Origin of the sequence: Arthrobacter sp. Bi83 (genome assembly GCF_918698095.1) — a bacterium.
GTDB lineage: Bacteria > Actinomycetota > Actinomycetes > Actinomycetales > Micrococcaceae > Arthrobacter.
Window position 1 is genome coordinate 1 of the sequence record NZ_CAKKLY010000019.1, and the last position, 20,680, is coordinate 20,680.

The following is a 20,680-nucleotide window of genomic DNA, read 5'->3' on the forward strand; positions in this document are numbered from 1 at the left end:
GGGCGACAAGCCCGGCATCGGCGTCGAATTCAACGAGGAAGCCGCGGCCACCTACCCGTACCAGCAGGCCTACCTGCCCTACAACCGCCTGGTCGACGGCACCGTCCATGACTGGTGAGGCACCACTCGTGACACAGTCTCAGTCAGCCGCCCCCGCCGAGGCTCCCGCCCGTCCCCAGGTCATCGTCATGGGGGTCTCCGGCTGCGGCAAGACCACCATCGGTGACCTCGTGGCCCGCGAACTGGGCGTGCCCTTCCTCGACGGCGATTCCCTCCATCCCGTGGAGAACGTCGCCAAAATGGCAGCCGGAACTCCACTGACGGACGAGGACCGCTGGCCCTGGCTCGCCACGGTGGGCAGGGAACTCGCCGACGCCGGCCCGGGCGGACTCGTGCTTGCCTGCTCCGCGTTGCGGCGCAGCTACCGGGACGCCATCCGGGAACAGGCGCCGGATACGGTGTTCCTGCACCTGCACGGCACCAAAGAGGTTCTTAGGGAACGGACTGAAGGGCGGTCCGGGCACTTCATGCCGCCCGCGCTGCTGGAATCCCAGCTCGCAACCCTGGAACCGCTCGAAACGGACGAAGCCGGAACCGTCGTCGACATCGCCGCCCCGGTGGACCAGGTGGTGGCCGAGGCGCTGGCCGGTATTGCCGCCGTCGCCGGTTCCGGGACTCCGGCGCCCAACGCCGCCGGTGCCGCCGGCACCGCGCCCCGGCAGTTCGACGTCGACCTTCAGGCGGCGCCGTTCAACCTCGACGACGACGCCGTGGCGTGGGTGGATTCCACGATCGCCGGGATGAGCCTCGAGGAAAAAATCGGCCAGCTGTTCATCAACCACAACAACGACTACTCCCCGGAGTACCTTGACGGGGTCCTGGACAACTACCATGTGGGCGGCATGCGCTACCGGCCCGGCCCCTCGGCGGCCGTGCAGGAACACATCCGCTACGCCCAGTCCAAGACCAAGGTGCCCCTGCTGGTGGCGTCCAACCCGGAAATGGGCGGTGCCGGCAGCTGCGACGACGGCACCTTCGTGTCCACGCACCTGCAGGCCGGCTCGCATCCGGACAAGTCCATCGCGCGGCAAATGGGTCAGGTGGCCGGCGTCGAAACCGCGGCGCTGGGCTGCAACTGGGCGTTCGCGCCGATCGTGGACATCCACTACAACTGGCGGAACACGGTCATCTCCACCCGGGCCTTCGGCAACACCCCGGACATCGTGGTGGAGCGCGCCAAGGAGTACTTCGACGGCATCAGCGAGTCACCCACTGTCTGCGCCATGAAGCACTTCCCCGGCGACGGCATGGACGAACGCGACCAGCACGTCGTCACGTCCTACAACACCCTCGGCTACGAGGAGTGGAACCGGAGCTACGGGCACGTGTACCGCGAAATGATCGGGCACGGCGTGCAGTCCATCATGGTGGGACACATCGGCGCGCCGGAACTCACGCGGCGTTTCCGACCGGGCACGGCAGACAAGGACATTCTGCCCGCCACGCTGGCTCCGGAGCTTCTCCAGGACCTGCTGCGCGGCGAGCTGGGATTCAACGGGCTAATCCTCACTGACGCCTCACAGATGGTTGGCCTCACCCAGGCGATGAAGCGCAGGGACCTTGTCCCCGCCACCATCGCGGCCGGCTGCGACATGTTCCTCTTCTTCCGCAACCCCGCGGAGGACTTCCAATACATGCTGGACGGCTACAAGTCCGGCGTCATCACCGAGCAGCGCCTGCATGACGCGCTGCGCCGGATCCTGGCCCTCAAAGCCAGCCTGGGGCTGCACCTGAAGGCCTCCGCCGGGCTTGTCCCGCCGGCGGAAGCACTGGCTGTGATCGGCAGCGACGCCCACCGGGCCATCGCGGCCGAGATCGCGGACAAGACGGTCACCTTGGTCAAGGACACCGCCAACAGCCTGCCCATCACCCCGGAAACGCACAAACGGATCCGGCTGTACGGCATCTCCGGTGGCGCGGATTTCACCCGCGCTGACCCGCTGGCTTACCTGGACACCGTCAAGGCCGAGCTGGAAAGCGCCGGCTTCGAGGTGCATCTGTTCAAGACGGCGGCCCAGCGCGAGACGGCGGGAGAGACCGGCGTGAACTTCATGTCGGTTATCTCCGAGGAGGCCACCGGCGACTACGCGGACAAGTACGACGCCGCCTTTGTGTTCGCCAATGTGAAGGGGTTCGCGCAGGAGGCAGCCATCCGGATCAAATGGTCCACCCCGATGGCCGCGGAAATCCCGTGGTACGTCACCGAGGTCCCCACCGTGTTCGTCTCGCTCAACCAGCCCAACCACCTGATTGACGTGCCCATGGTCAAGACCGCCATCCACGCCCACGCCGGAACGCCCGAGGCCATTCGGGCGACCATCGAAAAGATCCAGGGAAAGTCCGCATTCCAGGGGACGTTTAACGACAACGTCTTCTGCGATTCATTCGACACGAGGCTTTAGGGCCGGATTTTCGCTAGGTTTCCGGCCTGGTGATGCGGAAACGGACCGGCGCTGAGGGGATCCCAGCAGCGCCGGTCCGTTTTTGCGTCCCGGGACTCATTTCGCAGCGAAAAACACGTGCGCAGCGGGAACCACGTGCGCTGCGGGAACCACGTGCGCAGCGGGCCGGCCGGGCGGGCCAAAATCGCGTAGTGAATACCCGTGCGGCAGCTACCCGTTGCGGCGTAGCGTTGGCTCATGGAGACAACGGGATGCGTCGTGGTCGGCGGAGGGCCGGCGGGCATGATGCTGGGGCTCCTGCTTGCGAGGGCCGGTGTGCAGGTCACGGTCCTGGAAAAACACGGCGACTTCCTGCGCGATTTCCGCGGCGACACCGTGCACGCATCCACCATTCGCCTCATTGACGAACTGGGCCTGGGCAGCGAATTCCGCGAGCTTCCGCAGAGCCGCCTTCGCAACGTCGCCTTCCCCGTTCCGGGCGTCGGCCTGGTGACGCTGGGTGATTTCTCGTCGCTGCGGCCGCCGTACAACTACATCGCCATGATGCCGCAGTGGGACTTCCTGAATTTCCTGGCCCGTGCCGCGGCGGAGGAGCCCACCTTCACGCTCCGTATGGAGCACACCGCTACATCGCTGATGTTCGACGGCGGCCGCGTCACCGGCGTCCGCTACCGCACCAGCGCCGGCGTCGAGGGTGCCATCCGGGCGGACCTCGTGGTCGCGACGGACGGCCGCCATTCCGTGTTGCGCCAGGCCGCGGGCCTGAAACCACGGGAATTTCCGGTGCCGTTCGACACCTGGTGGTTCAAGCTTCCGCGCTACCCGTCGGAACAGGGGGAAGTGGCCGGGATCGTTCCCGCATTCAAGGGCAGGGAGGCCATGATTGCGCTGTTCCGCGACGATTACTACCAGATGGGCTATCTCGGCCCTAAAGGCGCGGACGCCCGCATCCGCAGCGAGGGCGTGGACCGGTTCAGGGAACGCGTCGGCGCCCTCAGGCCCGACTTGGCGGACCGGCTGGACGCCATCGGCTCGCTCGATGACCTCCACTGGCTCGACGTGCGGCTCAACAGGCTCCGGCGCTGGTACGTGGACGGCATGCTCTGCATCGGAGACGCCGCGCACGCGATGTCTCCGGCCGGCGGGGTGGGCATCAATTTGGCCATCCAGGATGCCGTGGCCGCGGCGGCCCACCTTGCGCCTGCCCTCGTGCGCGGTCAGGTGAGCCTCAAAGAGCTCCACGCGGTGCAGCGGCGCCGGCAGATGCCTACTGTGGTGGTCCAGACGGTCCAGCGGATGATGCACCGTGCCGTGTTTGTTCCGTTGTTCACCGGCAGGAGGTCCGGTGCCCCGGCGTTCGTGCTGTTTATCGCCCGGCACGTTCCGGCTGCCCGGAGGGTCATGCCGCGCCTCATCGCGTTCGGGCCCAGGCCAGAGCACGCGCCCGGGTTTGCCCGGCGGCAGGAGCCCCGGGCAATGGCGTAGCGCGGCGCGGGCAGCTGCGGGTTCAGGGTGCGCCGGAGGGGCACCGTCACAAACTGGCGAGCCACTAAACTGGAACCCATGACTGCCACGACGGACTCTCTCTCCGCCCCTGCTGCCCGCGCCCGCCTGCTTGAACTCATCAAGGAACTCGCCGTGGTCCGCGGCAAGGTCATCCTGTCCAGCGGCGCCGAGGCCGACTATTACATCGACCTGCGCCGCATCACGCTCCACCATGAGGCCTCAAAGCTCGTGGGGCAGGTCATGCTGTCCCTGGTCGACGACGCCGGCATCGACTTTGAGTGCGCGGGTGGACTGACGATGGGCGCTGACCCCGTGGGTACCGCGCTCATGCACGCCGCCAGCGACGCCGGCCGCACGGTCGACGCGTTCGTGGTCCGCAAGGCACAGAAGTCCTACGGCATGGGCCGTCAGGTAGAGGGACCGTCCGTTGAGGGCCGCAAGGTCCTGGTACTGGAGGACACATCCACCACCGGCGGCTCCGCGCTGACCGCGGTCGAAGGTGTCCGGAAGGCCGGCGGCAATGTGGTGGCCGTTGCCGTGATCGTGGACCGTGACACGGGAGCCAAGGAAAAGATCGAAGCCGAGACGGGCGTTCCTTACCTGTTCGCGTTCGGCAAGGACGAGCTCGGGCTCAGCTGAACGGGTGCTGCTAGTGGACGGCAGTTGCCGGGTAACTTAGTATTTGCGTACCCCGCATCAGTTTCCCCATCTGGAGTACCCCGCCATGCGCACGACCGATCAAGCCCTGAGCAGTGTTGAGCAGATCCAGAATCTTATTCTGGAGAGTGCCGACTTTGAGGCCTTCCTTAACGAGCTTGCCCGGTACTCCGCGCACCAGGTGGCAGGAGACGGTGACGATGCCCTGTGCGGGATAACGCTCCTGCGCGACCGCAAGGCGGCCACCATCGGCTGGAGCAGCGATTCAGCCCGTGAAGTGGACGAGATCCAGTACTCGCTGTCCCAGGGACCGTGCCTGACGGCCGCTGAGGAAGAGCGGGAGGTGCACGTCCCTGACCTCTTCGACGAGGACCGCTGGGGCCCGGACTACGCTAATGCCGTCGCCTCACACGGGCTGCGTTCCGTCCTGTCGCTGCCGTTCAACCTGCAAGGTGACGCCAAGGCCGCGCTGAACCTCTACTCGGACGTCCCGCGCAAGTTCGACGAAAAAGCGGCAGCCCGGGCCAGGGGATACACGCGCGAGATTTCACAGGCACTGCGCCTCGCCGTCAGGTTTTCGCTGCATACGGACAGCGCCACCAACCTCCGTGCCACGCTGGAATCGCGGACTATCATCGATATCGCCGTGGGTATCGTCATGGCGCAGAACCGATGCAGCCAGGAGGCCGCCGTCCGCATCCTCAGGGACGCGTCGAGCAATAGCAACGTCAAGCTGCGGGACATCGCCAAGTCCCTGGTGGATTCCGTGGGCGGGGCGGGCGCCCGCACGCACTTCGAAGAGCCGGGCCAGGGGAATACGCGCGGACCGGGCCAAAGCCAGGCCGGCTGATCCGCCCCGGCGCTTGTGCTGCGGTCCCGCGGAGGGATAGTCTGGCCGAGGTTGAGCCGTCGGCCATAGACACCCTTTTTTGGAGTACCTATGGACAACCAGCCTAATTCCCTCGCTAAGATCGACGATTCCTCGGACACTGTCCGGATCGACGTCCGGGGGAGCCTCACGCAGGATTCCCGTCCTGATCTCCTCCACGAAATCCGGCGCGTTCGCCGGATGGGTGTGACCTCGCAGTCGGTGGCCGAGTCCCGTCCGGACTTCACCGCCCTTATGTATCCGGAAGAGCTGGCTGAAACGCTGGAGGCCGCAGCCGTCCGCCCGCTGTCCAGCTATTCTTCCGAGGAGCTGCTCGCCGCCAGCGACTCCGTCTTCGAACTGCTGGACGATCCCTCCGGTCATGCCGGGAACGAACTCCTCGCGCAATACGACGCCATTGTTGAGGAACTCAACCGGCGCGAGCTCTGCAAGGCAACGGCGAAGCAGGCCGCAGGCAGCTGACCGGACCGCGGCGCCACAACGTTGCCCTAGCCAGTGGAACTGTGCCTAGGGTAGATGAGTGCCGTATGAAGTATCCGCAGGTCCGGAGCCGCGGCCGGGTGGAGAGGCTACCCGGCTGCTCCGGCATGCCTCCGACCTGAAACAGTTCTCCCGGCGTAGCTTCTTCTCCGGGGCGGCGGCGGCTTCGGTCTTGGCCGCGGACATGCTGCTGACGCAGCGGATCCAGGCGGAACGCCAGGTCCACAAGATCCTGGTGGTCGAGGACGATTTCGCCCAAAGCTATTTCCCGAACTCCAGCTGGATCCTGTTCCCGGGCTACAAGACCAGCTGGGAAGAGGCGCAGTGGATCCTGAACTCGCTGCGCGGAACCCTACGGCAACGCGGCCAGCTGGCAGCGGTTGGCTACTCGAACCTCGGGCTGGACATCGATCAACTGGTCATCGCCGTGATCGAGCATGTCCGCGCCCGGAACCTGACCAAGCTCTACTTCTACGGCCACAGCTTCGGCGGCATGGTGGCCACGCACGTGGCGGCCCGGCTCCTTGAGCTCCACGGCGTGGAGGTGGCCTTCATCCTGCTGGACTCCAGCCCGTACAGCAAATTCGACGTTCTGGACCAAAGTTGGTTCGACGGCGTCGTGTTCCTTTACGAGAGCGGATTCCGGGTGCCGTCGGTGCTGCGTGGCGGCTACGAACTGGGCGAGCGCGTGGTGCACAAGAACGAGCGTACCTGGCGGCAGATCCTGGACCAGACCCTGGAGCAGCTGTCCCCGATCGCCCCGTCGAGCGTGCTGATCCAGACCGAATCCGCCTATATCTACCACTTCGACGCCACCCGGTTTGCCGACAGGATCGGAGGTGCCCGCATGGCCTACATCGGGAATCCCCAGGACCAGACCGTCAACTATCAGACCGCACGTCAGTCCTGGGCGCGGACGTTCGCAGCCAACATGGTGTCGTCCGATCTGCAGACTGCAGGGGCGCTTCCCGCACACGCCAGCCCTGGCTGGAACCCGTTCGTCTACCGGCCCATCCTGGCGGAGCTGCAGGACAGCATCTTCCCGCTGCCCGGAGGCGGCGGGAAGATGACGCCGTTTTAGCCAGACGTCAGATCTGGCTCTTGAGGTCAGCCACCGAGTTCAGGATCTGGTTGGGCCGGAACGGGTAGGCTGCGATGTCGTCCTTGTGCGTGATTCCGCTGAGCACCAGCACGGTGTGCAGCCCCGCTTCCATCCCGGCGATGATGTCCGTGTCCATCCGGTCACCGATCATGGCGGTGGTTTCCGAGTGGGCATCGATCTGGTTCATGGCCGAACGGAACATCATGGGATTCGGCTTGCCCACAATGTACGGTTCGCGGCCGGTGGCCTTGGTGATCAGGGCCGCGATGGCTCCGGTGGCCGGCATGGGGCCGTCCTTGGACGGACCCGTGGCATCCGGGTTCGTGGCGATAAAGCGGGCCCCGGCCAGGATCAGGCGGATCGCCATGGTGATGGCCTCGAAGGAATACGTCCGGGTTTCGCCGAGCACCACGAAGTCCGGGTTCTGGTCGGTGAGGATGAAGCCTGCCTCGTGCAGCGCCGTCGTGAGTCCTGCTTCGCCAATCGTGTAGGCGCGATTGCCGGAATCGGAGCCCTGCACCTGGTCCTTCAGGAACTGGGCGGTGGCCAGGGCCGAGGTCCAGATGTTCTCTTCCGGGATTTCCAGGCCCGAGGCCCGCAGCCTCGCCGCCAGGTCACGGGGCGTGAAGATGGAGTTGTTGGTCAGCACCAGGAAGCGCTTGGAGGTGTCCACCCAGCGCTGGATGAGTTCGGCGGCCCCGGGAACTGGCTGGTTTTCGTGGACGAGGACCCCGTCCATGTCGGTGAGCCAACACTCGATTTCCTGCCCGCTGCGATACACCGCGGCCGATTCCTTGACCTGGTCCGATTCTGCCATGACTACCTCCGCCGGTGATGATTGCTTCCGGAGCCCAGTCTAGTGTTGAGGAGTGACTCTAACGCCCGGAACCCCGCCAGAACCGCAACCAGCTTCAGAGGAAACGCCGGAACCAAAGGCGGAGGTCGGCGTCGGGCCCTGGGAAGGCGTGTGGCCCGAAGGTGACCACTGGGACCCTGACCTGTTGGCGGACGGCGACCGCCGCAACGTCGTGGACAAGTACCGTTACTGGAAGCACGAGGCCATCGTGGCGGATCTGGATTCCAAGCGGCACGAGTTCCACATCGCCATCGAAAACTGGCAGCACGACTTCAACATCGGCACTGTGGTGCGCACCGCCAACGCCTTCCTCGCCAAAGAGGTCCACATCATCGGACGACGCCGGTGGAACCGCCGCGGGGCCATGGTCACCGACCGCTACCAGCACGTCCGCCACCACCCCACCGTGGAGGATTTCGTGGCGTGGGCCCGGGGGGAGGGGCTGGCGATCATCGGGATCGACATCTTCCCGGATTCGGTGCCGCTGGAAACCTACGAACTGCCCCGCAAATGCGTGCTCGTCTTTGGCCAGGAGGGCCCCGGCCTGACCCCTGAAGTGCACGAGGCCGCGGAGGCCACACTGTCCATCGAGCAGTTCGGCTCCACCCGCTCCATCAACGCCGGGTCCGCGGCGGCGATTGCCATGCACGCGTGGGTGCGCCGGCACGTGTTCGGCCAGGGCTTCCAGTTGCGCTGAGATGGCGGTTCGCATGAGTGTCCGGCGGACTGCCGGCAAGCGCCATCTGGCGTGCGAATCGAGCCAAGTGTTACCCGGCCGCGTGACCCGAAACACGGCCGGTGCGCAGAAATGGCTAGGATGGTTCCTAGCCGACGAGGTTCACTCCAGGGTCAACACAACCCGCAGACGAAATTCACTTTAGGAGTCAGCATGCCCATTGCAACCCCAGAGATCTACGCCGACATGATCGACCGCGCAAAAAAGGGCGGCTTCGCATTCCCGGCGGTCAACGTCACCTCCTCCCAGACCCTGAACGCTGCCCTCCGCGGTTTCGCCGAGGCTGAGTCCGACGGCATCGTCCAGGTTTCCACCGGCGGTGCCGCGTACTGGTCCGGCGCCTCCACCAAGGACATGGTGGCCGGTTCGCTGGGCTTCGCCGCGTTCGCCCGCGAGGTTGCCAAGAACTACAACGTCAACATCGCCCTCCACACCGACCACTGCCCCAAGGACAAGCTGGACGGCTTTGTCCTGCCGCTGCTGGCAGCGTCCGAGGAAGCCGTCAAGGCCGGCAAGGACCCCATCTTCAACTCGCACATGTGGGACGGCTCCGCCGAAACCCTCGACGAGAACCTGCGCATCGGCCGCGATCTGCTGGCGCGGGCTTCCGCCGCCAAGATCATCCTCGAAGTTGAAATCGGCACCGTGGGCGGCGAGGAAGACGGCGTCGAGCACGAGATCAATGAGAAGCTGTACACCACCGTTGAGGACGCCCTGGCCACCATCGAGGCCCTCGGCTCCGGCGAAAACGGCCGCTACATCACCGCCCTGACCTTCGGCAACGTGCACGGCGTGTACAAGCCCGGCGGCGTGAAGCTGCGCCCGGAGATCCTCAAGGACATCCAAGCCCAGGTCGGCGCCAAAATCGGCAAGGACAACCCGTTCGACCTCGTGTTCCACGGCGGCTCTGGCTCCTCCGACCAGGAAATCGCCGACGCCGTTTCCTACGGTGTGATCAAGATGAACATCGACACCGATACCCAGTACGCCTACACCCGCCCCGTAGTGGACCACATGCTCCGCAACTACGACGGCGTGCTGAAGGTCGATGGCGAGGTCGGCAACAAGAAGCTGTACGACCCCCGCGTCTGGGGCGCCTCCGCCGAAGCTGGACTGGCTGCCCGCGTTGTGGAAGCTGCCCAGCAGCTCGGCTCCACCGGCAAGACCTTCTAACTATGTCCGACGAATTCCGCAAGAACCTGATGGGTCCTGAGCCCACGCTCCTGCCTGCCGAGACCGAGGTCAACGCACAGCTGGACGCGGGCCAGGAAGCACTGGATCTGGTGGAAAAGCACCCGACGTCGTCGCTGCTCTGGGCCGTGCTGGCCGAGGAAGCCTGGGCCGACGGCCGCACCATCGACTCCTACGCTTACGCCCGCGTGGGTTACCACCGCGGCCTGGACTCGCTCCGCCGCAACGGCTGGCGCGGCGTCGGGCCCATCCCGTGGGAACACGAGCCGAACCGCGGCTTCCTGCGCGCACTGTACTCGCTGGGGCGGGCTTCTGCCGCCATCAACGAGGCCGAGGAGCCGGAGCGGATCGAGAAGTTCCTCAACGACTCGGACCCGGCAGCCAAGGCAGCGATCGAAGCCAGGTAGCCAAAGCAACGCGGGGTCACTTACGCCCCAATCCACTTTGATGGATTGGGGCCTGGTGACCCCGCGTTGTCGGCATCCGAGGCGTTAGCAGTTCTCATCACGCCTACCGAGTCGACTGATTTCGAGGGCGTCAGCGCCAGAACTCAGTGAGCTGCCCGGCAAGGGCTCTGCCTTGGTTGTAACCAGCCCGCGCAGCGGGCGGACGCAGCGACAGATCCATCGCACTGGCGCCGAACATGTGCTCGGAGTTACTATCCGGGAAGATCGTTTCGACTCTGCTGCCGCGTGCGCGTAGTTCGTCGACCTGTGTTGCGAGATGCAGGCCCCAGTCCGCCGGAGTCCGTGATCTGCCGCCGAATGGTGACAGCACCAGCACCCGTGCGTATCCGGCTGCCAGATCGGCATTGTCGGCGTTGGATCGGTAGCCGCCGTCGATGTATCGGCTGCCGCCGATGCTGTAGGCGAAACCACTGGCACAGCTGGCGGCCACGGCGTCCACCAGGTCGACCCCGCTGTTGCCGTCGAACACGACCGGGTCACCGGAATGGGCATCGACCGCCGTGATGAACATTCTCCGCTGCGGCCAGAGCTGACTGGGAAGCCGAGCGGCGACGGTAGCGCGCCACCGCGTTTGCCCGGAACCGTCCGACGCCGCATCCATGTCGAGTGCCGCCGCGCCCATTCTGCGGCGCATGTCAGCCGCATCCTCAGCGGCGGCGATGATCTTCCCCGTTCGCTCCATGTGGTCCGCCGCCGGCCTGACCGGAACGCGTCCTCGGTCGGATCCGACCGGACCGGTTCGTTGCTGGGGCGCCGCGGCAAGGATGGCGGCAAACAGTTCGGCCGGGGTCGCGCCAGCTATCTGTGCCGCGGCCGTCGATCCGGCCGACGTCCCGATGACCAGGTCGGCCTCGGTCACATCCAGCCCGGCATCGAACAAGCCGGCGATGGCGCCGATCAGCCACGCGTTGCCTGTCGATCCGCCGCCACCGAGGACCAATGCCCGCTCGCCCGCGGCGCGCACCTGCTTTGTGGCGTCGTCCTGCGGCTGATCCTGGTCGGACCTCGGCCGGTCGGAGGCCGTCGTCGAGGTGAAGTGCAGTCTTGAAGAAGGTGTTGTGTTCATGGGAGTCGTCTTTCGCGAAATTGCCTGGCGGGCGCTCCCAGCTGCGACTACTTCAGTCGCGCGATCGCGGACTGCATGGGAGTGCCCATTGCGATACTGCGTACATGGGTCTCACCTCCTGCCGATTGATCACGATTACCGGAAAGCTATCACGGCGGCGACGCGGTGGGCAACCGGCATTATGCCGGTTGTCGTTTGGCATTCGAACGCCACACCCTCATCTGTGACGGGCCCCTTTTAAGCACGACGGCGGGCGGTCGCCTTTCCCCTGAAAGGTGACCGCCCGCCGTCGTACTTTGAAGCGTAAGGCGCTAGCTGGCGGCCTTCGCCAGGCCGGTGCGGGCCATCGCGTCCGCGTAGACAACGTGCATCTCGTCGAGATACTGCTGCTGGCGGGCAGGCGTGCCGGCGAAGGCACGGCCGCTGAGCGAACGGACCTTGTAGGTCTTCAGGCCGCGGCGCCAGAGCAGGGGCACCTCGGTCTTGAGCAGCAGGCCGGCCAGCCGGTTGGCCTCCGTGCCGTGAGCCACGATCACGGACGCCCGGGGCACGAACGCCAGGAACTTCAACAGCGGCTTGAGTCCGGCCGAAATCTGGTCCGGGGTGAACTTGCCGTTCGGCTCGCCAGGGACATGCCACGGGTGCACATTCCACGGCATGACGTACTCGGGCCGGAGCCCGAGCTTCCACTGCACGCCGAGCATGCGGGCGGCGGCGTCGTCGTCGCCGGGCGTGATGAAGCCCGAGGGCGAGGAGGTGCCGATGTTGGAGTAGAGGCTGATGATGCGGCATTCGTCGACGTCGTGCATGGGGTCGACGTAGGGCACCTGGGTGCCTGGCTTGGTGTTCTGCAGGGAGTCGCACAGCTCATTTACGGCTGCGACGTTGGGTTCGTAACGGCGGCTCAGAAGTTGTTCACGGAAAGATTCAGTAGCCATGGCTGTCATGTATTGCTGTGTCTCCTGCGGGGATCGGTCACGCTGCCTCCCCGGAAGCGGGCGCGTCAAGTCCGGGGTGGTTTGAAATGTGGTGTGGATCGATTCCTGGTCGATCCTTATCAGTTTAGCAAGCCGCACGAAATGCGGACCCCGCCTTCTGGCGTCCCGGTGACCGAAAGGCCCGCAGGGCAGGGCCCGCGGGATGTTTAAAGAGGGCTAAATCACTGCCAGAGACGCTTCGTGGGGCGGCGTGCGCCCTCCCCGAGAGCCTCCAGCTTTGCAACGGCGATCTGGGGATGGACGCGGCCGCCCAGCCCGCAGCCGGTGGAGGCGATGACGTTTTCGCGTCCCACCAGACGGGCAAATCGCTCGATCCGGTCGGCCACCAGGTCCGGGTGCTCCACCACGTTGGTGGCATGCGAGACGACGCCGGGGATGATCACTTTGCCCTCGGGGAGCTTGGTGTCTTCCCAGACGCGCCATTCGTGCTCATGCCGGACGTTGGCCGCCTCGAAGGAGTATCCGCCGGCGTTAATCTGCAGAACGGAGTTGATGATGTCGGCGAATGGAATGTCGGTGGTGTGCGGTCCGTGCCATGAGCCCCAGCAGACGTGCAGCTGGATCTGTTCCTCGGGCAGGTCGCGGAGGGCCCAGTTGGTGGCCTCGACGCGGAGCTGGATGAACTTGAGGTAGTCCTCAAGGCTGGGCTCGGGGTTGATTTGGTCCCAGCTTTCGGCCAGCGACGGGTCATCCAGCTGCACCGTCAGGCCGGCATCAATGATGGCCTTGTATTCCTCCCGCATGGCGTCAGCGCACGCGTAGAGGAGCTCCTCATCAGTTTTGTAGTACTCGTTGGCCACCCGGGCGCAGGAGCCCGGGGACAGCGAGGCAACGAAACCGTCCGTGAGGCCGGCAGCGGCGAGGCCCGTCTTGAGGTTGGCGATGTCCGAGGCCACCAGCGCCTGCCCCGTGTAGCTCAGGGGGCCGGCGATCTTGGGCTGGGAAACGCTCTTGCGGTGCGCAAGGATTCCCGAGGACGGATCGTTGTTGGCGCTGGACCACCTCCACCACCGATGTTTCCAGCAGGTCCAGGAATTCCGGCGTGATTCCGTCTGCTTCCTTGGCCTCGTTGGCGGCAATGAGCTCAGGCGTCCGGGGCAGCGAGCCGGCGCGGGTGACGCGGATGTGGTCGGCATTAAGGGACATCGCGGAATTCCTTTCCATCGGTCCTGGCGGTAGCACCTTTACTGAGGGCCGGCCCTGTCGTAGGGGACCTGCCTTCGGGCGAGGTTGCTGCGGCGTCAGTGATCCAGGTCTCTCGGCCGCTCGGGATGGTCACTCTCGCTTAATTCCACGGGGCGAGCGCTGGCAAATCGTTGGCCATATATGTCGCGGTAAGGCAGGCAGGCAGCGGCGGCTCATGATGCTGGCTGAGACGGCCGTGGAGTTCACAGGAAAATAGACGAGACAGCGCCGCCGCGGCTCATCGGCCAAAGCGAGACTTCAGCGGCCCATCGGCTAAACTTGGGTGGTAAGAGCCCCGGAACTCTTGCGTCTTCGCTCATTGGCCAACGCCGTGCGTGCGGGCGATGAATTCGGGGCATTCTCATGAACGGCGCTGCGTTGTGGCGGGCCCACCTGGTGGGCCAACTGCGGGTGGCCCGAACGAATGGGGGAGGATCCCATGCCAGCAATCGTGATCGTCGGAGCCCAATGGGGCGACGAAGGCAAAGGTAAGGCCACCGACCTGCTCGGCGGCCGCGTCGACTACGTCGTCAAGCCGAACGGCGGCAACAACGCCGGGCACACCGTCGTCGTGGGCGGTGAGAAGTATGAGCTCAAGCTCCTTCCTGCCGGCATCCTGAGCCCGAACGCGGTTCCGATTATTGGCAACGGCTGCGTGGTGAATCTTGAAGCCCTGTTCCAGGAGATCGACGGCCTCGAGGCCCGCGGCGCGGACACCTCCAAGCTGCGCGTCTCGGCCAACGCCCACCTCGTAGCGCCGTACCACCAGGTGCTGGACAAAGTCACCGAGCGTTTCCTGGGCAGCCGCGCCATCGGCACCACCGGCCGCGGCATCGGCCCGGCCTACATGGACAAGGTGGCCCGCCTCGGCATCCGCGTCCAGGATGTCTTCGACGAGTCCATCCTTCGCCAGAAGGTAGAAGGCTCGCTGCGCCAGAAGAACGAACTGCTGGTCAAGGTCTACAACCGCCGCGGCATCCTCGTGGACGAGATCGTCAACTACTTCCTCTCCTTCGCGGAACGGCTGCGCCCGCTGGTCATCGACAGCACGCTGGTGCTGAACACCGCCTTGGACGAGGGCAAGGTGGTGCTTATGGAGGGCGGCCAGGCCACGTTCCTCGATGTGGACCACGGCACCTACCCGTTCGTCACCTCCTCCAACCCGACCGCCGGCGGCGCCTCGGTGGGCTCCGGCATCGGGCCCACGCGCATCTCCCGGTCCATCGGAATCATCAAGGCGTACACCACGCGCGTTGGAGCGGGTCCGTTCCCCACGGAACTGTTCGACGAGATGGGCATGTACCTGCAGAAAACCGGCGGCGAGTTCGGCGTGAACACCGGCCGTCCGCGCCGCTGCGGCTGGTACGACGCCGTCCTGGCACGGCACGCCTCCCGCGTCAACGGGTTCACGGACTACTTCGTCACCAAGCTGGACGTGCTCACGGGCATCGAGCAGATCCCGGTCTGCGTCGCATACGACGTCGATGGTGTCCGGCATGACGAAATGCCCATGACCCAGACCGAGTTCCACCACGCCAAGCCCATCTTCGAGTACTTCGAAGGCTGGACCGAGGACATCACCGGCGCCCGTACCCTCGCGGACCTGCCGGAGAACGCCCGGAACTACGTGCTGGCGCTGGAGAAGCTGTCCGGCACCCGATTCTCCGCGATCGGCGTGGGCCCGGACCGCGACCAGACCATCGTGGTCAACGACCTCATCAACGACTGACGACTCCACTCCAGGGACGTTCGACGGCGGCGGGTCACCTTTGTCAGGTGGCCCGCCGCCGTCGTACCCTCCCGGATATCTAAGGAATTTCCGGTTGCGCGTAACCTGCGACCCCCCTTGCTGCGATTACGTATGTGTAAGCGCCGGGCCGGTGGCCTTCCCCCCATCGGCCCCCGGCCCGGCCTTCAACCAACCAAAGGACTTTTTTTCTTATGAAGAGTGTTAGCAAGACCACCAAGATTGCTGTCGGCGCCGCCATCATCGTTGTCGGAGGCTTCTCCAGCATCGGACTGGCCAACGCGGCCCAGGTATCGGGCTCACAGCATGCAGAGGTGACCCCCGCTACGCCCGCCGTTCCGGCCACGCCTGCCGTTCCCGCTACGCCCGCCGTTCCGGCCACGCCCGAGGCGCCGGCCGTGCCCGCCGTCCCGGCCGCTCCGGACGCCAAGGCCAAGGCTGCTGGCGAGGCTTCGGACGCCGCTGATGCCAGCGTGGAAGCGGACAAGGACTCCGCGGCGGCCAAGGCACACGCCTCACGCGCCGGCAACACTGCCGGTGCTGACGCGGTCACCGCAATCCCCGCCACGCCAGCTGTTCCTGGCGGCGCCGGTGTTCCCGCCACCCCGGCTGTTCCCGCCACCCCGGCTGTTCCGGACGTTGCAGACCACGTGGCCAAGCCGGCCACGCCGTCCGTTTCCGGCGGCGCCGATGTCCGCGCCGACGCAGATGCATCCGCTGACGTGCCCAAGGCCGGCAAGTAAACAGCGACTTCCCCGACTAGGGGCTCACGGTGTGCGGCGGCTAGGCTTACTACCGCCGCACACCAGCAGTAAGGGAAGGACAGCTCCTTGGCAGCTCAGCTGACCGATGACGAATTGTCAGCCGCCCTTACTGGCGACCCTTCCGGCTTCAGCGCCGTCTACACTACTATTTCGCCCGCTGTGCTCGGATATTTCCGGGCACGTGGCGTGGATGACGCCGAAGCGCTCACGCAGGACGTCTTCGTGGATATCCTGCCAAAGCTGACAGGCGTCAAGGGCGGACGCACGGGGCTGCGGACCTTCATCTTCTCAGTTGCCCACGCCCGGCTCGTGGATTACCACCGCCGGTCCGCCAGGGCACCCCACTTGACCGAATATGACCCGCTGCAGGACGAACGGTATTCGAACTCTGCCGAGGACGACGTGCTGGGCAGGCTGGGTGGCATCACCTCCACCCTCTCCATGCTCAATGACGAGCACCGGGAAGTCCTGATCCTGCGGATCGTTGCGGACCTCTCCATCGAACAGGTGGCCGGCATCATGAACAAAACTCCGGGCGCCATCAAACAGCTTCAGCGGCGCGGGCTCCTTGCCTTGCGCGAACTCGTCAAGGAAAAGGACCACGCGCCATCATGAGTGTCACGCCGACAGGCAGGGACGGGGAGATCCAGGCGATTCTCCGTGATTCCGGGCTCGAAGAGGACGAAGACCTTTGCAGGACGCTTGACGAACTGCGCGGGCTCGCCCAAGACGTCGCTCCGGCACCGCGCGCGGATCTCGCCGCCCTGCTCACGCCGGGCGTGTCCAGTCTGGAACTCCGCCGCCAGGGCAGGAAGCGCAGGATGGGAGTAGTGGTCAGCGCCGCGGTGGTCGGCGCGATGGGCCTTGGCGCCGGCGCCGTGGCTGCCTCCGGCGAGGACTTCCGCCGAAGCGTTGGCCACACCGTGGTGCAGTTCCTCCAGCCGGCTGACGAGGCCACCGCTCCAGGGACCGACCTTGGGGGTCCTTCGCCCGCAGACCTGCCGACGCCTACGGCTGTTTCGCCAACCTCACCGACCGCAGCTCCGTCTTCGCCGGCAGCATCGTCGCCGGCGGTTGCCTCACAGTCGCGGGCGCCCGCCGCACCTCGGAGCCCCGAGACCCCGGCCCCCTCAGTGCTGCCAGGTGCGGCTCCTGGCGGGAAGCCCGACAAAGCTGCTGCGGTACCCGCCCGGCCGACGCAGCTCCCCGTTGTTCCGGGCGGCGGCATACGGCCGCAGCTTCCGTCCAAACCGAAACCGGCGGTACCGACCCTGCCGGGTGCCGTTCCGGCTCCCTCCCCAGGAAACCAGTGAACCCCTGGAAGTTGTGAGTCCTTTTCAGGGCGCCTGAGGTTTTCAGGGCGCCTGAGGCCGCCACCAAAAAAACTTTCTCGAACTTTTTTCGAATCGGCGTAACCTCGCGAGTCGTCGCGGCGATTACCCATATGAAAGCGCCGGGCTGGAAGTTGTCCCCCATCAGGTTCCAGCCCGGCACTTTTTCCTGCTGCCGGTATAGGCCTAAGCCAGCACTTGCCGCCTGGATGAGATGACCCCGGTGTCGAAGCCGGCCAGGTGAAGTCCGCCATGGAATCGGGCGTGCTCAATCTTGACGCAGCGGTCCATGACGACGTCGAGTCCGGCCGCCTCGGCTTCTTTGGCAACGTCTTCATGCCACGAGCCCAGTTGCAGCCAGAGGGTTTTGGCTCCAGCCGCGATGGCCTCGTCCAGGACGCCCGGCAGGTCATCGTGCTTGCGGAACACATCAACGATGTCCGGGCTCTCCGGCAGGTCGGCCAGCGACGCATACGTGGGCTGCCCCAGGATCTCCTTTACCACCGGGTTCACGAAATATACCTTGTACCGGGTGGATGACTGCAGGTACGTGGCCACGAAATAGCTCGCACGCGACGGCTTGTCCGACGCGCCCACGATGGCAATGCTCTTTGCCTGCCGGAGCAGGTTCAGGCGTTCCGGTGCTGAGGGGCCTTCCCATGTGCGGGCTTCCGTGCTCATCAGTTCGCTCCGATCGTGCAGGCTTCCGCCGCCGCCAGGGACGCTAAGCCGCGGGCGGATGCATCCGAGGCTTCCACCTCCGATGCTTCGGTCAGGGCCTGGTCCAGGTCCCACAGGATGTCGTCAATGTCCTCGAGGCCGACCGAGATGCGGACCAGGTCTTCCGGAACTCCGGCAGACTCGAGCTGGGCCGGGCTCAGCTGCTGGTGGGTGGTTGAACCGGGGTGGATGACCAGGGTGCGGGAGTCGCCAACGTTGGCCAGATGCGACGCCAACTGGAGGGACTCGATGAACTTCTGCCCGGCCGCGCGGCCGCCCTTGACGCCGAAGGAGAACACCGATCCGGGACCCAGGGGCAGGTACTTCCGCGCCCGCTCGTAGTGTGGGTGGGACGGCAGCCCGGAGAAGTTCACGTAGGCCACGCGCTCGTCGGCCTCGAGCCATTCCGCCACGGCCTGGGCGTTCTTCAGGTGCTCGTCCAGGCGCTGGGGAAGGGTTTCGACGCCCTGCAGCAGCTGGAACGCGGACTGCGGTGAGAGTGCGGGGCCGATGTCCCGCAGCTGTTCGCAACGGAGCTTGGTGAGGAAGCCGTACTCGCCGAAGTTCCCCCACCAGGAGACGTTGCCATAGGAGGCCACCGGCTCGGTCATGGTGGGGAACTTGCCGTTGCCCCAGTTGAACCTGCCGCTCTCCACGATCACGCCGCCCAGCGTGGTGCCGTGGCCGCCGAGGAACTTGGTGGCGGAATGGATCACGATGTCCGCTCCGTGTTCGATCGGCCGCACGAGGTACGGCGTGCTCAAGGTGGCGTCGACGACGAGGGGAATGCCGGCGCCGTGCGCCACCCTCGCCAGGGCCGCAAGGTCCTGGACCTCCGACGACGGGTTGGCCACCACCTCGACGAATATCGCCTTCGTGTTCTCCCGGACAGCCGCGGCGTAGTCTGCGGCGTCGGTGCCGGGAACGAAGGTAGTGTCGACGCCGAAGCGGCGAAGGGTCACGTCCAGCTGCGTGACGGTGCCGCCGTACAGCTGGGAGGCGGCCACGATGTGGTCGCCGGCCTGGGTGAGCGCGGCGAAGGTGATGAACTCTGCAGCCATCCCGGAAGCCGTGGCCACCGCACCGATGCCGCCCTCAAGGGACGCAATGCGCTCCTCGAACGCGGCCACGGTGGGGTTGCCGATGCGGGAGTAGATGTTGCCGTACTTCTGCAGGGCAAACAGGTTAGCCGCGTCCTGGGTGTCCTTGAACACGAAAGACGTGGTCTGGTAGATGGGCACGGCACGGGCGCCGTGCTCGGCGTCGGGCGTGCCGCCGGCGTGCAGCGCGCGGGTGCGGAAGCCGAACTTGCGGTCTGCCATCAGACAGCCACCGGCACAGAGGCAACCGGGGTCTGGGACAGGTCCAGTTCGGTGCCGTTCTTGCGGGCCAGGTCCGCCTCGAGTTCGCGGACGATCGGCAGGACATCCTGGCCAAACGCAGCGATCTCTTCCTGGAAGTGCAGGTAGCCGGTGAGGAACAGGTTCACGCCGATTTTCTTGTACTCCACGATCCGCTCGGCGATCTGCTCCGGGGTGCCGATCAGCTGGGTCTTGAAGCCGTCGTTGTACTGGACCAGGTCCTCGAACGTGGAATCGGCCCACATGCCCTTGCCGTCCTTGGTGGACGCTCCGGCCTCCTGAACGGCGTCGCGGAAACCCTGGACTGCAGGTTTGTGTGCTTTCTCCACGATCTCGCGGAGCGTGTCGCGGGCTTCCTGCTCCGAATCGCGGGCGATCACGAAGCCGTTGAGGCCGAAACGCGGCGCTGCGATGGCGCCTTCGGTGCCGCGCCCGCTTTCTCCTGCGGAGGCCACCACGCCTGCGATGTTTTCCTTGAAGCCTTCCAGGTCCTTGCCGTTGGAGAAGTACCAGTCGGCCACGCGGCCGGCCGTGGCCTGGGCCGCGGTGGAGTTGCCGCCGAAGAAGATCTCCGGGTGCGCGCGGCCGGGAACGTCCACCGGTGCCGGGTTCAGGGTGAAGTCGGTGATGTTGTAGTACTTGCCGGACTGGCTGTACTCCGTCTCGGTCCACAGGCCGCGCAGAACCTTGATGAACTCCTCGGTGCGGACGTAGCGCTCGTCGTGTTCCAGCCACTCGAGGCCGAAGTTGGTGAACTCATTCTTGAGCCAGCCGGAGACGATGTTCACGGCGGCGCGGCCGTTGGAGATGTGGTCGGCAGTGATGATGTACTTCGCAAGGACGCCGGGGTGCCACATGCCGGGGTGGACGGCGGAAATGACCTTGAGCCGCTCCGTGGCCGCCAGCAGCGCCAGGCTGAAGGATGTGGCCTCGTGCTGCTTGTCCGCGCCGTATGAGGCGGCGTAGCGGGTCTGCGTCAGCGCGTATTCGAAGCCGGAGTTCTCGGCGATCCGCGCCAGCTTCTTGTTGTAGTCGAAGTCCCAGCCGGTGCGCTGTTCGATCGTGGAGACGACCAGGCCGCCGGACACGTTGGGCACCCAGTAGGCGAACTTCAGGGGCTCGGAAAGACGGGCTACGTTGCTGATGTCGTTCATTGTTATTC

At 65.6% G+C, this 20,680-nt stretch carries 19 protein-coding genes and 1 pseudogene; 13 read left to right on the forward strand and 7 right to left on the reverse strand.

Annotation, left to right across the window (positions count from 1 at the left end):
• Window positions 1-188: 188 nt before the first annotated feature.
• From LQ144_RS10705 to LQ144_RS10730, 6 genes are all read left to right on the forward strand, one after another.
• Window positions 189-2,462, forward strand: coding sequence for a gluconokinase, GntK/IdnK-type (locus LQ144_RS10705; RefSeq protein WP_230118755.1), 2,274 nt, complete (start codon window positions 189-191; stop codon window positions 2,460-2,462).
• Between the two features lie 237 nt (window positions 2,463-2,699).
• Entirely contained in the window at window positions 2,700-3,947 is a 1,248-nt protein-coding gene (locus tag LQ144_RS10710; protein ID WP_230118689.1) for an FAD-dependent oxidoreductase, read from the forward strand.
• Window positions 3,948-4,025: 78 nt separating this feature from the next.
• On the forward strand, window positions 4,026-4,607 hold the full coding sequence (gene pyrE, locus LQ144_RS10715) for an orotate phosphoribosyltransferase (protein WP_230118690.1): 582 nt from the start codon (window positions 4,026-4,028) through the stop codon (window positions 4,605-4,607).
• Between the two features lie 85 nt (window positions 4,608-4,692).
• Entirely contained in the window at window positions 4,693-5,475 is a 783-nt protein-coding gene (locus tag LQ144_RS10720; protein WP_230118691.1) for a GAF and ANTAR domain-containing protein, read from the forward strand.
• A 90-nt stretch (window positions 5,476-5,565) separates the two neighbouring features.
• Window positions 5,566-5,976, forward strand: coding sequence for a hypothetical protein (locus tag LQ144_RS10725; RefSeq protein ID WP_230118692.1), 411 nt, complete (start codon window positions 5,566-5,568; stop codon window positions 5,974-5,976).
• Window positions 5,977-6,034: 58 nt separating this feature from the next.
• Window positions 6,035-7,075: an alpha/beta fold hydrolase gene (locus LQ144_RS10730; protein ID WP_230118693.1), complete on the forward strand. Its 1,041-nt coding sequence runs from the start codon at window positions 6,035-6,037 to the stop codon at window positions 7,073-7,075.
• 7 nt (window positions 7,076-7,082) lie between these two features.
• Here LQ144_RS10730 and LQ144_RS10735 read toward each other — a convergent pair whose 3' ends face one another.
• Entirely contained in the window at window positions 7,083-7,913 is an 831-nt protein-coding gene (locus tag LQ144_RS10735) for an HAD-IIA family hydrolase (protein WP_230118694.1), read from the reverse strand.
• A 148-nt stretch (window positions 7,914-8,061) separates the two neighbouring features.
• On the opposite strand from LQ144_RS10735, the gene LQ144_RS10740 reads away from it, so the two are divergent.
• From LQ144_RS10740 to LQ144_RS10750, 3 genes are all read left to right on the forward strand, one after another.
• Window positions 8,062-8,649, forward strand: coding sequence for an RNA methyltransferase (locus LQ144_RS10740; protein WP_230118756.1), 588 nt, complete (start codon window positions 8,062-8,064; stop codon window positions 8,647-8,649).
• 192 nt (window positions 8,650-8,841) lie between these two features.
• Entirely contained in the window at window positions 8,842-9,861 is a 1,020-nt protein-coding gene (gene fbaA, locus LQ144_RS10745) for a class II fructose-bisphosphate aldolase (RefSeq protein ID WP_230118695.1), read from the forward strand.
• A gap of 2 nt (window positions 9,862-9,863) precedes the next feature.
• On the forward strand, window positions 9,864-10,286 hold the full coding sequence (locus tag LQ144_RS10750; RefSeq protein ID WP_230118696.1) for a DUF3151 domain-containing protein: 423 nt from the start codon (window positions 9,864-9,866) through the stop codon (window positions 10,284-10,286).
• A gap of 130 nt (window positions 10,287-10,416) precedes the next feature.
• Here LQ144_RS10750 and LQ144_RS10755 read toward each other — a convergent pair whose 3' ends face one another.
• The 3 genes and pseudogenes from LQ144_RS10755 to LQ144_RS10765 form a co-directional block, all read right to left on the reverse strand.
• The gene (locus LQ144_RS10755) at window positions 10,417-11,412 is read right to left on the reverse strand and encodes a patatin-like phospholipase family protein (protein WP_230118697.1); all 996 of its coding nucleotides are present in this window, start codon (window positions 11,410-11,412) and stop codon (window positions 10,417-10,419) included.
• Between the two features lie 311 nt (window positions 11,413-11,723).
• Window positions 11,724-12,359, reverse strand: coding sequence for a uracil-DNA glycosylase (locus LQ144_RS10760; protein ID WP_230118698.1), 636 nt, complete (start codon window positions 12,357-12,359; stop codon window positions 11,724-11,726).
• A gap of 212 nt (window positions 12,360-12,571) precedes the next feature.
• Window positions 12,572-13,556: pseudogene (locus LQ144_RS10765) on the reverse strand (cobalamin-independent methionine synthase II family protein).
• Between the two features lie 478 nt (window positions 13,557-14,034).
• On the opposite strand from LQ144_RS10765, the gene LQ144_RS10770 reads away from it, so the two are divergent.
• The 4 genes from LQ144_RS10770 to LQ144_RS10785 all read left to right on the forward strand — a co-directional run bounded on the left by LQ144_RS10770 (window position 14,035) and on the right by LQ144_RS10785 (window position 17,419).
• Window positions 14,035-15,324 carry an adenylosuccinate synthase gene (locus tag LQ144_RS10770; protein ID WP_230118699.1) on the forward strand — a complete coding sequence of 430 codons (1,290 nt, stop codon included), beginning with the start codon at window positions 14,035-14,037 and terminating at the stop codon, window positions 15,322-15,324.
• Between the two features lie 212 nt (window positions 15,325-15,536).
• A complete protein-coding gene (locus LQ144_RS10775; RefSeq protein WP_230118700.1) occupies window positions 15,537-16,085 on the forward strand; it encodes a hypothetical protein in 549 nt (182 codons plus the stop codon).
• Between the two features lie 87 nt (window positions 16,086-16,172).
• Window positions 16,173-16,721 (forward strand): RNA polymerase sigma factor, encoded by a 549-nt coding sequence (locus LQ144_RS10780; RefSeq protein WP_230118701.1) that lies wholly within the window; start codon window positions 16,173-16,175, stop codon window positions 16,719-16,721.
• Entirely contained in the window at window positions 16,718-17,419 is a 702-nt protein-coding gene (locus tag LQ144_RS10785; RefSeq protein WP_230118702.1) for a hypothetical protein, read from the forward strand. Before LQ144_RS10780 ends, LQ144_RS10785 begins: the two co-directional genes overlap by 4 nt.
• Window positions 17,420-17,623: 204 nt before the next feature.
• On the opposite strand, the gene LQ144_RS10790 is transcribed toward LQ144_RS10785, so the two are convergent.
• From LQ144_RS10790 to sfnG, 3 genes are read right to left on the reverse strand one after another with little or no spacing between them, the layout of a single operon-like run.
• Window positions 17,624-18,118: a CoA-binding protein gene (locus LQ144_RS10790; RefSeq protein ID WP_230118703.1), complete on the reverse strand. Its 495-nt coding sequence runs from the start codon at window positions 18,116-18,118 to the stop codon at window positions 17,624-17,626.
• The gene (locus tag LQ144_RS10795) at window positions 18,118-19,479 is read right to left on the reverse strand and encodes an O-acetylhomoserine aminocarboxypropyltransferase/cysteine synthase family protein (protein WP_230118704.1); all 1,362 of its coding nucleotides are present in this window, start codon (window positions 19,477-19,479) and stop codon (window positions 18,118-18,120) included. Before LQ144_RS10795 ends, LQ144_RS10790 begins: the two co-directional genes overlap by 1 nt.
• On the reverse strand, window positions 19,479-20,672 hold the full coding sequence (sfnG, locus tag LQ144_RS10800) for a dimethylsulfone monooxygenase SfnG (RefSeq protein WP_230118705.1): 1,194 nt from the start codon (window positions 20,670-20,672) through the stop codon (window positions 19,479-19,481). The genes LQ144_RS10795 and sfnG overlap by 1 nt, the downstream gene beginning before the upstream one ends.
• Window positions 20,673-20,680: the final 8 nt, after the last annotated feature.